This is a genomic window from Pseudonocardia yunnanensis (assembly GCF_039534065.1).
GTDB lineage: Bacteria > Actinomycetota > Actinomycetes > Mycobacteriales > Pseudonocardiaceae > Pseudonocardia > Pseudonocardia yunnanensis.
This window is the reverse complement of record NZ_BAAAUS010000046.1, coordinates 18,974-34,512: the sequence shown is the minus strand read 5'-3', so window position 1 is coordinate 34,512 and position 15,539 is coordinate 18,974. Positions and strand designations below refer to the sequence as shown.

General features: G+C 66.4%; 13 protein-coding genes. 6 read left to right on the top strand and 7 right to left on the bottom strand.

Annotation, left to right across the window (positions count from 1 at the left end; all coding sequences use genetic code 11):
• Nucleotide 1: 1 nt before the first annotated feature.
• Nucleotides 2-499, bottom strand: coding sequence for a GNAT family N-acetyltransferase (locus tag ABD743_RS35825; RefSeq protein ID WP_344727770.1), 498 nt, complete (start codon nucleotides 497-499; stop codon nucleotides 2-4).
• 124 nt (nucleotides 500-623) lie between these two features.
• Between ABD743_RS35825 and ABD743_RS35820 the strand changes: the two genes are divergently transcribed.
• A complete protein-coding gene (locus ABD743_RS35820; RefSeq protein WP_344727768.1) occupies nucleotides 624-1,709 on the top strand; it encodes a DMT family transporter in 1,086 nt (361 codons plus the stop codon).
• Between the two features lie 51 nt (nucleotides 1,710-1,760).
• Here ABD743_RS35820 and ABD743_RS35815 read toward each other — a convergent pair whose 3' ends face one another.
• Entirely contained in the window at nucleotides 1,761-2,732 is a 972-nt protein-coding gene (locus ABD743_RS35815; RefSeq protein ID WP_344727767.1) for a helix-turn-helix domain-containing protein, read from the bottom strand.
• 734 nt (nucleotides 2,733-3,466) lie between these two features.
• Nucleotides 3,467-5,077 carry an ABC transporter substrate-binding protein gene (locus tag ABD743_RS35810; RefSeq protein ID WP_344727766.1) on the bottom strand — a complete coding sequence of 537 codons (1,611 nt, stop codon included), beginning with the start codon at nucleotides 5,075-5,077 and terminating at the stop codon, nucleotides 3,467-3,469.
• 456 nt (nucleotides 5,078-5,533) lie between these two features.
• Between ABD743_RS35810 and dnaE the strand changes: the two genes are divergently transcribed.
• Nucleotides 5,534-9,097 carry a DNA polymerase III subunit alpha gene (dnaE, locus tag ABD743_RS35805; protein ID WP_344727765.1) on the top strand — a complete coding sequence of 1,188 codons (3,564 nt, stop codon included), beginning with the start codon at nucleotides 5,534-5,536 and terminating at the stop codon, nucleotides 9,095-9,097.
• A complete protein-coding gene (locus ABD743_RS35800) occupies nucleotides 9,097-9,423 on the top strand; it encodes a DUF6300 family protein (RefSeq protein ID WP_344727764.1) in 327 nt (108 codons plus the stop codon). The genes dnaE and ABD743_RS35800 overlap by 1 nt, the downstream gene beginning before the upstream one ends.
• A 1-nt stretch (nucleotide 9,424) precedes the next feature.
• On the opposite strand, the gene ABD743_RS35795 is transcribed toward ABD743_RS35800, so the two are convergent.
• From ABD743_RS35795 to ABD743_RS35785, 3 genes are all read right to left on the bottom strand, one after another.
• Nucleotides 9,425-10,132 (bottom strand): DUF899 domain-containing protein, encoded by a 708-nt coding sequence (locus tag ABD743_RS35795; RefSeq protein ID WP_344727763.1) that lies wholly within the window; start codon nucleotides 10,130-10,132, stop codon nucleotides 9,425-9,427.
• Between the two features lie 133 nt (nucleotides 10,133-10,265).
• Complete coding sequence (locus ABD743_RS35790; protein WP_344727762.1) at nucleotides 10,266-11,090, bottom strand: TIGR03620 family F420-dependent LLM class oxidoreductase; 825 nt, start codon at nucleotides 11,088-11,090, stop codon at nucleotides 10,266-10,268.
• Between the two features lie 176 nt (nucleotides 11,091-11,266).
• Complete coding sequence (locus tag ABD743_RS35785; RefSeq protein ID WP_344727761.1) at nucleotides 11,267-11,578, bottom strand: hypothetical protein; 312 nt, start codon at nucleotides 11,576-11,578, stop codon at nucleotides 11,267-11,269.
• Nucleotides 11,579-11,950: 372 nt separating this feature from the next.
• On the opposite strand from ABD743_RS35785, the gene ABD743_RS35780 reads away from it, so the two are divergent.
• Complete coding sequence (locus ABD743_RS35780; protein WP_344727760.1) at nucleotides 11,951-13,462, top strand: GMC family oxidoreductase; 1,512 nt, start codon at nucleotides 11,951-11,953, stop codon at nucleotides 13,460-13,462.
• 174 nt (nucleotides 13,463-13,636) lie between these two features.
• Here ABD743_RS35780 and ABD743_RS35775 read toward each other — a convergent pair whose 3' ends face one another.
• Nucleotides 13,637-13,792, bottom strand: a complete 156-nt coding sequence (locus ABD743_RS35775) for a hypothetical protein (protein WP_344727759.1) — start codon at nucleotides 13,790-13,792, stop codon at nucleotides 13,637-13,639.
• Nucleotides 13,793-14,157: 365 nt separating this feature from the next.
• Here ABD743_RS35775 and ABD743_RS35770 point away from each other — a divergent pair, with 365 nt between their 5' ends.
• Together ABD743_RS35770 and ABD743_RS35765 are read left to right on the top strand one after the other, a co-directional pair.
• The gene (locus tag ABD743_RS35770; RefSeq protein ID WP_344727758.1) at nucleotides 14,158-14,865 is read left to right on the top strand and encodes an alpha/beta fold hydrolase; all 708 of its coding nucleotides are present in this window, start codon (nucleotides 14,158-14,160) and stop codon (nucleotides 14,863-14,865) included.
• A gap of 105 nt (nucleotides 14,866-14,970) precedes the next feature.
• Nucleotides 14,971-15,411 (top strand): hypothetical protein, encoded by a 441-nt coding sequence (locus ABD743_RS35765; protein ID WP_344727757.1) that lies wholly within the window; start codon nucleotides 14,971-14,973, stop codon nucleotides 15,409-15,411.
• The last annotated feature ends 128 nt before the right edge of the window (nucleotides 15,412-15,539 follow it).

Sequence of the window (15,539 nt, the reverse complement as noted above, 5' to 3'; positions counted from 1 at the left end):
GTCAGCCGGCGTGCACGGGGAGGCTGCCGTGCACGGTCGTCGTCTCACCGCTGCGCTCACACCGGATGTCCGACAGCGATCGCCGCAGCCAGCCCAGCACGAAGTAGTTCTCGCTGAGCACGTCGCAACGCACCTCGGTGACGCCGAAAGCAGCAATGGTGTCGGCGAGTTCGCGCACCAACCGCCGGCCGATGCCCCGGTGCTGGTAGGCCTCGGCAACGACGATCCCCAGGTCGACGGCGCGTTCACCGGAACGGACGGCCATGACGTGCCCGACGACGGTGTCCCCGTCCAGCGCGAGCAGTGCGAGTTGGCTGGGCGTAACGGTGACCATCTCCCGGATCAGGGCCGGGCTCACATAACTGATTCCGCTCGACAAGAACCGCTGGTAGCGGTTGGCCGAGGACAGCCCGACCAGGAATCTGCCAACCGACTCACCGTCCCGGTCGCGGGCCTTCCGCACCACGATCTCGGTCTCGACTTCAGAATCAGCAATCACCGACTGAAGCCTCCACTCCGTATTTCCTCAGTTTCGTCGACGAGGACTATGAGGCGACCGGCGACATCGCCGCTACCCTTGAATGGGGGTAACTGCATTGTTGGGCAGAGTGCTGTCTGCGACAGTGGTCTCCGGGCAGACATCGAAGCCAGGGCCGGCACGGGGCGGACGCTCAAGGGCGTGCCTTCTGACCGGACTGATCCCGCGGCGCGCACGCCCTCTGGACCCGACGACAAGTGGAACTGCAATCATGCCCGGTCGACCTGATGACGGGCAGCGCGCCGGCGTTGCCCCCTACCTTTACCTGTTTATCACCATGGCCCTGTTCGGGGTCGCGTTCACCACCTCCAAGGTTGTGGTCGGGCAGCTGCCGCACGACGTGGCCGCGGCGCTGCGGTTCGGCGGCGGCGCCGTCATCCTCGTGCTCGTTCTCTGTCTGAGGCCCGGCTCGACGGCATTCTCATGGCGGGATCTGACGCGGGCAGGCCTGGTCGGCCTGATCGGCGTCTTTGCCTACAATTTCTTCTTTTTCTGGGGTCTTTCTCTCGCCCCCGCGATCGACGGGAGCATCATCGTGCCGGTGCTGAGCCCCGTGCTGACCACCCTCGTCTTCCTGGTGACGGGCCGAGAGGCGGCATCTGCCGTCCGGGTGGTGGGTCTCGCCCTTGGCATCACCGGGGCGGTGGTGTTCTTCGTCGGCATCGGCGGCACCGGCAACGGACTGACCGGGTCGCGCTTGGTGGGCGATCTCATCTACCTGTTCGCCGCGGGATGCTGGGCGGCGTACAGCATCGCCTCGAAGCAGGTGCTGAGGGGTCTGGAGCCGTTACGAGCGACGACCTATGCCACCGGGATCGGAGCGCTGGCTCTGATGCTGGTCGCGATCCCGTCGGTGCCCCATACGGACTGGTCCTCGGTGAGGGTGACCACCTGGGCCAACGTTGTCTTTCTCGCGATAGGGCCGACGGCGGTCGCGTACCTCTTCTACTACCGCGGGCTCCGTTCGGTCAGTCCGGTCACCGCCACGATCAGCATGTTCGCGGTGCCCGTTTTCGGAACGATCTCTTCCATCCTGTTCCTCGGCGAGTCCTTCACCGTGATCCAGGCCATCGGTGCGCTGATCACACTCGTCGGTGCGCTGCTCGCGGTCGCCCAGGGCCGGCTGAGCGGGGCGAGGCGCGTGCTGGTCGGCGAGGAAACGTCTTCCTGACCGAGTCACCCGATCTACCGCACCGGGGCATCTCGGGGCGGCGTTTTCACGTCAGCGGGTGGACATTTCCTCCTCGAGGGCTGCGGAAGCAGAACCGGAATGGCGATGCTCACGGCGCCAGTTGCCGGGCGTCATCCCGTACTGCCGCCGGAACGCCCGCTCGAACGTCCTGCGGTCACGGAACCCCACCGCAGCTGCGATGTCCGGCGTCGCGAGCCAGGCATACCGCGGGTCGGACAGCATCGCCTGTGCCGCGAGCAGCCGTTGCTCGCGCAGATACGAAGCGGGCGTGGATCCGATTCGTTCGAACAGGGTGTAGACGTGACTGACCGAGACGTGGTGGCGCCGCGCCAGTTCCTCGACGTGCAGGTGCGGGTCGGCCAGGTGCTCGCGGACGTGCCTGCGCATCATCTCCAGCAGCACCTCCGCGGAGCCGTCGCAGGCCGGAACCGAGGGGACGACGTCCCGCAGCGCCATGGCGAGCAGGTCGATGGCGGCCTTCCCTGCGTCCAGCCGCTGCGCCGCGCTGAGGCGGTCGGCGATCCCGAACAACCGACCGAGGTAGGCACCGAACATCTGCATGGCCGGGGTTGCGGGGTCCATGATGCGCGCACAAGCCTCGGTGATCTCGGCGGTACGCAGCGGCAGCAGTTCGCGGGAGAAACTCACGGTGAGCTGCCGGTTCTCGGTCTGCGAGGCCCATTTGTAGGCGCTACGTGCCTCGGTCAGAACCGCCGAGCCCATCGCCAGATCGGCGAAACGGTTGCGCTGGAGTATGTGGCTCCGGCCGGCAGCCTGTACGGCGAAGATCATCCGGCTTTCTTCCGACGAGCTCGCTGCCATCTGTTCGGTCCGAACCGCAGACGCCGGCCCCCACCGCGTCAGCGAGAGTTTCAGGCCCTTGTCCAGCTCCTGCAACGCCACCCGCCCGTGAAAATCGGGATCGCTCCGGACGATCACCGGTATGAAGAACTCACCGAGGACGTCTTCGAACTCCTCACCGGAGAACTCGCGAATCTGCACGGGCTCGAGGCTAACCCGCAACATTGGACTGAGCAATTATCCACATTCCGACTGGTGTAGATCGTGACAACTACAGACCGCCATTTGCACTCCGTTCGGACCCCACGTCCGACGCACCGCGTTCCACCTCCCGGAAGCGCTGACCACCCTCCTCGTCACGGCCGCGATGACCAAGCCGATCGTCGTCGTACTCGACACTGGTGATACTCGGGCCCGTCCGTCCGGTATCCCCCGGTTCGAGCTTCCACGACCATCAGCCCCTTCCCCCAGGGTCCGTACGAAGACCTCGATGCACCCCTCGTTACGAGCGTCGGGGCGTCCGCGCCAGTCGGCAATAACCCTCAGGGGTCATCTCATTCAGCTCCCAGGGCAGCCACTGGCCGGGCAGACCCGAAGCCGCGCTCGTATTCGACACCGGGCCACTGCGCCGGACTGTTTCTGCAACCCTCGAAGAGGAAAAGTCCATGCCGCCGAGAAAACGTCCAACCCAGAGCCACCGGAGTGACATGCGCAGCGATGGATGTATGATTCGAACGAAGCCTGGATTCGATGCGCAAACCTCTATGACCGATCCCAAGTAATGACAAAAAAGCAACTCGTCCTTGCGAAGCTGGGCCTGATCCCGGCAGCTCACCGGCACCCAGGATCAGCATGTCGCGCCTCTCCGCTGCCGCGGCGCTCGCAGGGTGAGGGGTCCTGCGAGCGCCGCGGCTACAACCAGGGAGTAATTGCGTTCACCGGTCCAGCCACGTCGTGGCGAAGAAGATGTCGCGACCGATGGTCCGGTCGATGCCCTTCACCTCCGGTTTCGTGATCGTCGACGCGTAGCTGCGGCTGAGGAACAGCAGCCCGATGTCCTCGTTGACCAGCCGCTCGACCTCCTGGTACGCCTTCGTCTTCACGCCGGCGTCGAGAGTGGACGCAGCCTCGGCGAGCAGCCGGTCCACCTCCGGGTTGGAGTACTTCCCGAAGTTGATCGCGCCGTTCGTTCCCAGCAGGCGCGCGATGGCCGGGAACGGGTAGTCCACCGGAGCGAGGTTGCTGATCAGCTGGAAGTCACCGCCCTGCAGCACCCGGGACGTGAACTCGGCCAGGTCGAAGAACTCCACGTCGACCTGCATCCCGACGGCAGAGAGCTGCGCCTGCACGAACTCGCCGAGCGAGACCTCGCTGCGGCTGGTCGTGAACGTGATGTGCGGACTGCCGCCGTCCGCCACGTACTCCTGGACCAGCCGGCGAGCCTGCTCCGGGTCGTACTGCGGCCACAGGTCCGACGCGGCCTCGGTGTGATACGGGCTGCGGGCCTCGAAGAGGCTGTCCGAACCGACCAGTTGGTTGCCGTACTGGCTCGCGGCCAGGGCCCGTAGGTCGATCGCGCGCACGGCCGCCTCCCGCATGCGCCGGTCGTCGAACGGCGTGCGGGCGAAGTTGAAGGTGAAGAAGAACCCCGCGCTTCCCGGCCCGTAGTAGACGGTGAACTTCGGGTCGACGTAGGCCCGGACCAGCTCGGTGTTGTAGCCGCCGTAGATCAGGTCCACGTCCCCGTTGACCATCGAGGCGTAACGGGTCTCGGTGTCCGACAGCGGCCGGAACTCCAGCCCGTCCAGGCGCGGCAACCCCGGCTGCCAGTAGTGCTCGTTGCGGGTGAGCTCCATCCGGTTGTCCCGCTGCCAGCTCGTGACCTTGAACGGGCCGGCCCCGACCGGGTGGTTGCCGATGTCGCCGCCGTACTGCGCGAGCGCGGCCGGCGAGATGATCATTCCCAGCGTCCCGGCGAAGATCGACCCGGTGAACACCACCGGGAAGTCACCGAGCGGCGCCGCCAGCGTGAACTCGACGGTGAGCGGATCGAGAGCCCTCATCGCGGTGATCTGCTTCGCGTACACGGCCGCGGGCGAGGCGGGCGCGTCGATGTGGCGCTGGGTGTTGACGATCACCGCGTTGGCGTCCAACGGCGTCCCGTCGGAGAACAGCACCCCCTCGCGCAAGCCCATCACCCAGGTGCGCCCGTCGTCGGTGGTCTCCATCGACTTGGCGAGGTACGGCTCGACCTTGCCCTCGGGTGTCAGCCGCAACAGCAGGTCGTACACAGCCATCGCCACCGCGTTGCCGTTCTGCACGGTCGGGTCGAAGCTCACGACTTCGCGGTCGTTGCCGATGACCAGGGTGCCGCCGCGGCGGGGCTCCCCCTCGGTGGCCGGGTCGCCGCCGTAGGGGCGCATGGCCTGCAGCGGAGGCCGACTGTCCTCGCCGCCCTGGTTGGCACCGACCGCCCCGCAGGCGGCCAGGACGACCGCGGCCGCGAGCACGGCACACGTCCTCAACGCACGAGATCTCCAGAGCATCGGGTCCTCCTCGTCGAGTCCACCGCGGATCCGTTCCGAGCGTCCGCCATCACCGGCCGCCCGCCCCAACGGCTGCGCGCACACTTTCCTGGCGATACGTGCGCCCGCCGTCCCGTGTCCCACCGGGTGGCCGCCGCCACGAGGCGACCAGAACGCCCGGCGAGGCCCGCCGTCACGAGCTGTCCGCAGCGCCGTCGCCGTCGGGCGATCTCGCAGCGGCCCTCGACCGGCTGTGCTGAGCCAGGGGCCGACAGGCCTGCCGAGGGCGGTCCATCAGCGGTTCCTCGGCCCACGCGGCCGTGAGCACCCGGCCCACCCGGTCAGCCTCTCGTGATCCCCGGCCCACCGGCGAGCGCCGCAGCACAGGTGGTTGCGGCGACGCGCGCCGGGACCTGGGCAGCCCGGGGGTGAAGGCCTGGTAGAACTGTCCGGCAGCGCGAGGGAGAGATGGGGCCTGTGGCGGATTCATTTGTTCATCTGCATGTGCACACCGAGTACTCGATGCTCGACGGCGCAGCGAAGGTAAATGCGCTGTTCGGCGAGGCCGAGCGGCTCGGCATGCCAGCGGTGGCAATGACCGATCATGGAAACATGTACGGGTCCGCGGAATTCTATCGCCGCGCCACGAAGAGCAGCGTCAAGCCGATCATCGGTATCGAGGCGTATCTCGCACCGGCCAGTCGCCACATCAAGAAACCCATATTCTGGGGTCAGGCGTCGCAGCGCGGTTCCGACGAGTTCGGCGAGGGTGGCGACGTCTCGGGCGCGGGCGCGTACACGCACATGACGATGCTGGCTCGCAACGCCACGGGTCTGCGGAACCTGTTCAGGCTGTCCAGCCTTGCTTCGTTCGAGGGTTACTACCGCAAGCCGCGCATGGACCGCGACCTCGTCGCGGAACACGCCGAGGGGATCATCGCGACCACGGGCTGCCCATCCGGGGAGGTGCAGACGAGGCTGCGTCTCGGCCAGGAGGAAGCGGCGCTACAGGCGGCGAGCGACTACCGCGACATCTTCGGGGCCGAGAACTTCTTCCTCGAGCTCATGGACCACGGCCTCCCGATCGAGCGCTCCGTTCGTGAGGGTCTCCTCGGGGTCGCGAAGAAGCTCAACCTGCCGCCGCTCGCCACGAACGACTCGCATTACGTGACGCAGGATCAGGCCGAAGCGCATTCCGCTCTTCTGTGCGTGCAGTCAGGAAAGACCCTCGACGATCCGAATCGATTCAAGTTCGACGGCGACGGCTACTATCTCAAGAGCGCGGCGGACATGCGCGAATACTGGGACAAAGAAGTCCCTGGCGCGGCCGACAGTACGCTGCTGATCGCTGAGCGGGTCGAATCGTACGCCGAGGTCTACGCCGAGATCGACCGGATGCCGAGATTCCCCCTTCAGCCCGGCGAGACGGAAGACGATCTGCTGCGCGCGGACGTCGAGAAGTACACGCCGTCGCGATTCCCTGACGGGTTGACCGCGGAATACAAGGAACGTATCGAGATCGAACTGCGCGTGATCTCGAAGATGGGGTTCCCGGGCTACTTCCTGGTGGTCGGCGACCTGGTTCGCTGGGCCAAGTCGCAGAAGATCGCCGTGGGGCCGGGCCGCGGCTCGGCCACCGGCTCGCTGGTCGCCTACATCCTGCACATCACCGACCTGGACCCGATCGAGCACAAGCTCATCTTCGAGCGGTTCCTCAACCCGGAGCGGGTCAGCCCGCCGGACATCGACCTGGACTTCGACGAACGTCGGCGCGGCGAGGTGATGCGCTACACCGTCGACAAGTGGGGCGAGGAGAACGTCGCCCAGGTCATCACCTTCGGCACGATCAAGACCAAGGCCGCGCTCAAGGACTCCGCCCGAGTTCTGCACGGGCAACCTGGTTTCGCCATCGCCGACCGGATCTCGAAGGCACTGCCGCCGCCGATCGCGGCGAAGGACATCCCGCTGTCCGGCATCTTCGACCCGAGCCACGAGCGTTACGCCGAAGCCGCGGAGGTCCGAACCCTCTCCGAGACCGACCCCGAGGTCGGCAGGATCATGGGCACAGCGCGCGGGCTGGAAGGCCTGGTCCGCAACGCCGGGGTGCACGCCTGCGCGGTGATCCTCTCCTCGGAGCCGCTGCTGGATGTCATCCCGCTGTGGAAGCGCGACGACGGATCGGTCATCACCGGATGGGACTTCCCATCGTGTGAGGACATCGGCCTGCTGAAGATGGACTTCCTCGGGCTGCGCACCCTCACCGTCGTCGACGACGCGGTGAAAGCGGTCGCCGCGAACCACAGCACCGAGATCGACTTGCCGACACTCAAGCTGGACGACAAGAAGACCTACGAGCTCCTCTCCCGCGGCGACACGCTCGGGGTGTTCCAGCTCGACGGCGGTGGGATGCGCACGCTGCTCAAGGCCATGGCACCCACGCACTTCGGTGACATCGCCGCGGCGCTCGCGCTGTACCGGCCGGGCCCGATGGCCGCGAACGCGCACATGGACTACGCGGAGCGCTCGAACGGCCGGCAGAAGATCACTCCGATCCACCCGGACCTCCAGGACGCGCTCGACCCGATCCTCGGCGAGACCTATCACCTGCTGGTCTACCAGGAGCAGGTGATGGCCATCGCCCAGCAGCTCGCCGGGTACAGCCTCGGCCAGGCCGACCTGCTGCGCCGCGCGATGGGCAAGAAGAAGAAGGAGATCATCGAGAAGGAGTTCGAGGGGTTCCGCGCCGGCATGACCGGCAAGGGCTTCTCGGAGGAGGCGTGCCAGACGCTCTGGGACGTCATGCTGCCCTTCGCCGGATACGCCTTCAACAAGTCCCACACCGCCGGATACGGCCTGGTCGCGTACTGGACGGCCTATCTGAAGGCCAACTACCCGGTCGAGTTCATGGCCGCCCAGCTGACGTCGATCGGCGACAACAAGGACAAGTCGGCCGTCTACCTCGCCGAGTGCCGCCGGATGGGCATCAAGGTCCTCCCCCCGGACGTCAACGACTCCGACCTGTGGTTCTCCGCAGTCGGAGGCGACATCCGCTTCGGCCTCGGAGCGGTCCGCAACGTCGGCGCCAACGTCGTCGAAGCCATCATCGAGACCCGCAAGAACAAGGGCCGGTTCACCTCCTTCACCGATTTCCTCGAGAAGGTCAGCCTCGTCTGCTGCAACAAGCGCACCATCGAGTCGCTGATCAAAGCAGGCGCGTTCGACTCGTTCGGCCAGCCCCGCAAGTCGCTGCTCATGGTCCACGAAGATGCCGTCGACGCCGTCACCAACCTCAAACGCCACGAGGAGCGCGGCCAGTTCGACCTCTTCGGTGGCATGGGTGACGAACCGGCACCCGCCGAGCACTCACCACTCGCACACCTGAAGATCGACGACGAAGAGTGGCCGCGAAAGCAGATGCTCGCCTACGAGCGCGAGATGCTCGGGCTCTACGTCTCCGCGCATCCCCTCGACGGCACCGAACGGATCCTGCGCAAGCACGCCCCCCGGCCCATCGCCGCGATCCTCGACGACCCGCCCAAGGAAGGCGAGGTCGCCATCGCCGGCATGATCGTCTCCGTCGATCGCCGGGTGAACAAGAAGGGCGAGCCCTGGGCGATCGTCACGATCGAAGACCTCGACGCCGCCATCGAAGTGCTGTTCTTCCCGAAGTCGTACCTGGCGATGCACGAGGACCTCGTCGCCGACTCGGCCGTCGCGGTCAAGGGGCGGGTGAACATCCGCGACGAGCAGCGCATGTCGATCTTCGCCTCAGGGATCATCACCCTCGACGTGGCCGCCGCGCAGGCCGGCATGGGAGAGCCGCCACTGGTGCTCAAGGCCGACGCGTTGAAACTGGACCACTCGGTGGTGTCAGAGCTGAAGTCGGCACTCGTCGCACACGCAGGCAGCACTCCCCTCACGCTGGTGCTGTGCTACCGGAACCGGGAGACACCGCTGGCGATCGACGGATTCTCGGTGACGGTCTCCTCCGCGCTGCTGGGGGAGCTCAAACACATCCCCGGGATCGCGGTCGCGTCCTAGTGTCACTCGAGATCGAGGTCGACGTTGCCGGCGGGCGCTGCTGCCACCGCTGCGACAAGCCCTTGATGCTCGTCGCGCGCACATCGCATCCGCTGACACTCGCTGATGGCTCCCGGGTCGACGGGACCCGCAGCGTCGGGCTGTGCGCCGGATGCGATCGCGACACTCCGGACGCGCAAGGTTTGCTGGCCTTCTTCGCCGTCCACGAAACCGTCACCGACGAGACCGTGACCTCGGTGGCCGCGCTCCTCGCGGAGTGGGTCGACCGCGTCGCCCACCCCCCGATCCTGTGCGAGCAGAACACCGGCGACGAGGTCGACACCTGACTTACGACGTGATCGTGTTCCGTGTGTCCGACGGGCCATAGGACGCGGCGATGTCTTCGGACGCGGCCCACCGGCTGTAGGTGGGACCCTGCGGCCAGCCCTCGGGGGAGTCCTGCCACTCCTCCTGCCGTCCGTACGGCAACACATCGATCAACGCGAAGCTGTGGCTGAGCTGTTCGGTGCCGCGGCCGTTGGTGTGCCAGGTGCGATAAACAGTATCGCCGTCGCGGAGGAACACGTTGACAGCGAAACCGCCGCCGGGCGGTGCGCCGACATCGGTGCCGAATGCACTGTTCGCCGTCGAATACCAGGTCATGGTGTTCCCGACCAGCCTCTTGTAAGCGAGCGCCTCGTCGATCGGCCCTTGGGTGACGATGACGAACCGGGCGTCGAAGTTGTTCAAGATGTCCAACCGGGTGAACTGCGAGGTGAACCCGGTGCAGCCCGGGCACTGCCACTTCTCATCCGGGAACCACATGTGGTTGTAGACGATCAGCTGCGACGCCGCGCCGAAGATCTCCGCCAGCCGGACCGGCCCCTCCTCGCCCTCCAGGGTGTAGTCCGGCATCTCGACCATCGGCATGCGGCGGCGCTGCGCGGCGATCGCGTCGAGCTCTCGGGTTGCGGCCTTCTCCCGGGCGCGCAGCACGTCGAGTTGGCGCTGCCAGGTGTCGGCGTCGACGACCGGTGGTAATGCATTGCTGGTCATGAGCTCCCCAACTGATCACGTCATCGTCACGGCTCGAGGTACACCGGTATAGACCGTGGCGGCACGACGAACTCATCGGACCAAGCCGGACCGCTGCACCCGGTCGCTGCCCGATGCGCGGGCTCGAGGCCCCTCACAGGCGGAGGCTCGGCGCCAGCCGCTCCGCGATCTCGAGTTCGTCCAGCCCGCCCGCAGTCACAACGGAGCCGATCACCACGTGGTCAGCCCCCGCCGCCGTCTGCTCGCCCAGCCGTGCCACGACCGGGTCGACGTCGCCCCAGGCGACCACATCGTCGACGAGCCTGTCGCTCAACTCGTGAATGTCGCGGTCGTCGAACCCCATCCGCGAAAACGCGGACGCGTAGCCACCCACCGTGGACAGAAAGCCGAGCGGCTCCCGTGCGGCGGTGCGAGCCGACTGCGGGTCGTCGTCGAGGACGACCATCTGGTCGACGACGAGGGTCGCCCTTCTGCCGACGCGCGCACGGGCCCACGCGGTATAGCCGGGGTTCACGAGGAGCGTGACGGCGCCGCCGAATCGGTCCCGGGCCAAGTCCAGCTTGCGCGGTCCGAGCGCAGCCAACAGCCTGCGATCTCGCGGCACCGCCGTGCCGGCGTCGAACTCGTCCGCGGCACGTTCCACCGCCGCGACGGCCCCGACGCGCATGCGTTGAGGACCGCCGAGCCCGACCACGAGGCGGCCCGGCGCGATCCCTTCCGCCTCCGCATAGAGCTCTGCGATCTCCCCGGGCCCATGCACGTCGAGCGAGATGATCCCCGGAACCACCGCGACCCGCGTGGTCGCACGCAGGATCTCCAGCAGCGGGTCCAACGTCGCCAACTGCCCGCCGGCCACCCAGATCGCCGAGTACCCCAGCCTCTCGGCTGCGACGGCCTTCGCCCCCAGATCGTCGGTCACGGACAACGAGACGCCGTACCGGTCCAGCCCTTCGATCACGTTCGACTCCGTTCATCGGTCATTGGGCGACGGTACGAGTTGAACCTGACTTCAGCTCAAGAGACCGGCGGGAAGTCGTAGCGCCGGCAGAGCGGCCACAGCTCCTCAACTGCGCGTCGAGATCGACGACCCACCTCGCGGACCACCCGGCCGGGTTCCGAGCACGACTCCGCCGATCAGGACGACCGCAACCAGGGCCGCCGAAAAGTCACCAGCGCGGTGGTCAACGGCAGCACCAAGGTGACGACACCGATCCCGACCGGCGCCAACGCCAGCCCGAGGAACCCGAGCAGGAGGAGGCCGGCCAGCGCCTCACCTGCGAGCGTCGCGTCGGCTGTGGTCTGCCGCACGAGCGTCTCGGGGACGAACGAGGTGACGACGGCGGCAATGATCAGCAGCACGAGAAACGTGATGTACGGCGTGAACAGCGGCGAGCCGAAGGCGAAACCACCGAAGTTCGCCGCGGTCGACACGATGTCGGCGCGCACCCGGCTCTCACCAGGCCGCGCAAGGATGAAACTCGAGCAGGTGGGCGGTTGCCGCCGTCGTCAGCAAGCCGATTCCCAGACCGGAGACGACGCGGGCGACGATCAGGCCGGTGAGGTCGTTCCTTCACGTGTCCACCGATCACGAAGGGGATGCAGTCGGCCTAACCGGCCGCTGAGGGCCTCGGAACCGCCCAGCGACCCTGGTGACACAAAACTGTCGGTTACGAGCATTCTGACCACTCAAGCGTGCCTCCGAGTATCGATTCGATCAATGCTCACCATCTGCAAAGTGATGGTGGTGAAACAATCGCCACGAATCTACGGTCGAGAGCGCACGATCCGTGATGCACAGACTCGAGCAGAGGATCTCGCGTGGAAACATTCGATTACATCGTGGTCGGCGGGGGTTCGGCGGGCTGTGTACTCGCCGCGCGACTCTCAGCGAATCCGGATACGAGGGTCTTGCTGCTGGAAGCCGGTCCCATCGAACCCGTGCCGGATATGGAGGACCCCACCCTGTGGTGGCAACTGTTGGGCTCGTCGGTCGACTGGGATTTCGAAACCGTGCCGCAGCCGGCGTTGAACGGTGCGGTCCTTCGCGTGCCGCAAGGAAAGGTGCTGGGCGGGTCCAGCGGTATCAACGGCACGATGTTCATCCGCGGTAACCGGTCCAGCTTCGACGCCTGGGACGCCGGCGGCGCCACAGGGTGGAACTACGACGCTCTCCTGCCGTACTTCAAGCGCAGCGAGCGAGCTCCCGGTCGCGATCCGGCCTATCGAGGGACGGAGGGCCCCATAGACGTCGCACCGCCGTCGACCACCGGGCCACTCTGGGAAGCGTGCTTCGAGGCAGCCATCGAGTCCGGTCACCCGTTCGTCGAGGACTGCAACGCCGAGTCCGGGGAAGGAGTGTCGTTCCACGAGAACAATGTTCTCGGCGGGAAGCGCCTGAGCACTGCAGATGCCTATCTGACCCGGGTCGCGAACCGTGAGAACCTGACCGTCCGCGCAGATGCACACGTCCGGCGGCTCCTCCTGGAGAGCACCACCTGCCGTGGCGTCGAGTATCGGGTCGGCAACGAACTGTTCGTAGCGGGCGCGGACCGGGAAACCATCCTCGCGGCCGGTGCGATCCCCACCCCCACGTTGCTCCTGCTTTCGGGCATCGGCCCCGGAGACCACCTGCGGTCCGTCGGCGTGGACGTAAAAGTGGACCTTCCCGGCGTCGGCGAGAACTTCCATGACCACGTGAAGTCGCAAGTCGCCTACACCACCACGGTGCCGGTGCATGTACCCGAGATGGCGCGCAAGCCGCACGTCATGCTCCGTAGTGATGCGTCGGTCGAGCCGGACCTGCACATCCTGTTCACGGACTTCCCGGTACGCCCGCGCTGGGAGACCGTGCCGGAAACCGGATATTCCGTGGTCTTCGGACTGCTCACCCCCGCCAGTCGCGGCTGGATACGCCTGGCGGGCCCCGACCCGGACCAGCCGCCGCTCGTCAACCCCAACCTCCTGGCTGATCCCAGCGATCTCGACCGCATGATCTGCGGGCTTCAGGTCGCCCAGGAGATCGGATCCGCCGAGGCGCTCGCCCCGATGCGCGGAGAAGAACTGTTTCCCGGCCCGCAGATCGGGACCGATTCCGAATACCGCGCCTACATCAGGAGTACCGCGACCAGTTATACCCACGTCGTGGGCTCCTGCAAGATCGGCACGGATGCGATGGCCGTCGTCGATCCGGACCTCAAGGTACGTGGCGTGGACAACCTCCGGATTGCCGACGCCTCCGTGATGCCTTCGGTTCCGTCGGCCAACACCAACCCGTCTGTGATCGCTGTCGCCGAACGGGCGGCAGATCTCATCATCGGGGGTCAGGCCTAGCCCGTCCCGGGTAGCGGATCCGACAAGACCGGTGACATCTCGCTCAGTGCCGAGCTAGTTCTAAGCGCTGAGCATCGAGGCGGCCGTGACCGTTCGGCTGAGCATTGCGTTCAACAACCTGCGGTGCACAACGTCGTGCGACCCGATCCCCTTTCAACAACACTCGGAGCAGCTTCATCCCTGGCCCAGGGCCCTGCGCACGAGCACCCGGCCCACGCGCCCGACCCTCAGGCTGGCGAGCCCTCGGTGCAGCGGAGCCCCCCGCGGCGGCGCTCCCGCGAGCCCGAAGACAGCGGTGTGGCAGCAGGAGCGGCGGGCACCCCTGGTCATCAGGGAAGGGATCCTCCACCAGGAGCCCTCCCACTAGTCACCCTAGTCACGGTGGAGTGTCTTCTTCATCTGGCACGCTTCGGCCTCGCCACCAACACCGCTCGCGAATCTATCAACCTTATGTTCGAATCATCCCATTCCCACCGCGAGAATAGTGGCCGAACAAGACGAATTGGAGGCCAATAATCATGGCAACCGGTCGAGGCGGTTCCTCCGGAAGTTCGGACTCGGCCTGATCGCCGGTCTGGCGTGATGGAGGCCAACAAGCCGAGCCGGCTGTACCTCAAGGACGTTTCGACAGACGGGTGTGCTCGTCTCTAGCGAGAGCGTTGACCCACGTTTGGCGGAGTGCCAGCATTCAGGGCATGAATCCAATTTCGAACAGCCCGGATATTCTCACTGTCGTTCTCGTCCACGGAGCGTGGGCAGACGGATCAAGCTGGGGTCGAGTTGTTTATGATCTACAGAAGTCCGGAGTCACCGTCACCGCCGCACCCATCCCGTTGACCTCGCTCGACGACGACGTGGACGCGGTCACGCGAGCCATCGACCGAACCGAAGGGCCTGTCGTTCTTGCCGGCCACGCTTACGCGGGCGGTGTCATCGGCGCTACAAGTCACCCGCGCGTTCAGGCCCTGGTCTACGTCGCCGCATTGGCCCCCGACGAGGGCGAAACCGTCGCCGACGTTTTCTACCGCGACCCCCCGCACCCGCAGGCGCCAGAGCTCAAGCCCGACAGCGACGGCTGGATCTGGCTCCCCACCAACGCCTTTGCTGCGGCATTCGCACAGCACGCAACCGCCCGAGAACATGCCGTACTGGCCGCGGTCCAGCGCCCCATCGCCGTCGCCTGCATTCAGGAGCCGGTCCCAAGACCTCGGTGGAAGGACGTACCCACGTGGTTCCTCATCGCCGATGAAGACCGAATGATCAACCCCGACACCCAAAAGTTCATGGCCGAGCGCAGCAACGCTCGCACCCGTACCCACAAGGTTGACCACGCACCACTGATCACCCGGCCGGAAGTCGTCACCGAGATCCTCTCCGAGGCTGCCCATAGCCTCGGACGCTGATGCGCGACCCGGAATGATCGGCGGCTGCTACGGGGTGGCCGTTGTTCTAGCTGCGGACCCCATGGCCGGGCTAGGGTCGCGCGGGTCGGACAGATCGGAGGAACGGTGCGCAACACCGAACTCGAGAAGCTCGATGGGCTCGTCGGCCGATGGACGACCACGTTGTCGGACGCATGGTTCCTCGAACCGCCAGGTACCACGGTGCCGGGTACGACCACGATCGAGTGGCTCGGGGAGTCGTTCCTGGTCGTGCGGTCTGAACTCGGCGGAGGACGCCATGCGCATTCCGAGATGAGCCTCGTCCTCGGACGCAGTGACCCGAACGACCGGTTCGTCGCCCTCTATCACGACGACCGCGGCGTCTGCCGCCAGTACGCCATGACCTTCGATGGTGGGCACTGGACCATGGCCCGCGAGGACCCGGACTTTCACCAGCGTTTCATCGCCGACGTCGAACAGGACCGGATCGTCGGCCGCTGGGAGGCTTCCGAAGACGCGGGCACGACATGGCGCAAGGACTTCGACCTCACCTTCGAGCGGGCCTGAGCCTCCGGCCTCGAACGCCACGAGGAGCGCGGCCAGTTCGACCTGCTCGGCGGCATGGGTGACGATCCCGCTGAGATCGGCTCACTGTCGCGCTTCGCCGAATCATGCCGTTAGTCTGATTCTGGCGG

What these genes read in the sequence shown, in the direction of transcription:
- ABD743_RS35810 (WP_344727766.1), bottom strand. Translation starts at nt 5,077, where the DNA reads ATGCTCTGGAGATCTCGTGCGTTGAGGACGTGTGCCGTGCTCGCGGCC.
- ABD743_RS35795 (WP_344727763.1), bottom strand. Translation starts at nt 10,132, where the DNA reads ATGACCAGCAATGCATTACCACCGGTCGTCGACGCCGACACCTGGCAG.
- ABD743_RS35775 (WP_344727759.1), bottom strand. Translation starts at nt 13,792, where the DNA reads ATGACCAGGGGTGCCCGCCGCTCCTGCTGCCACACCGCTGTCTTCGGG.
- ABD743_RS35770 (WP_344727758.1), top strand. Translation starts at nt 14,158, where the DNA reads ATGAATCCAATTTCGAACAGCCCGGATATTCTCACTGTCGTTCTCGTC.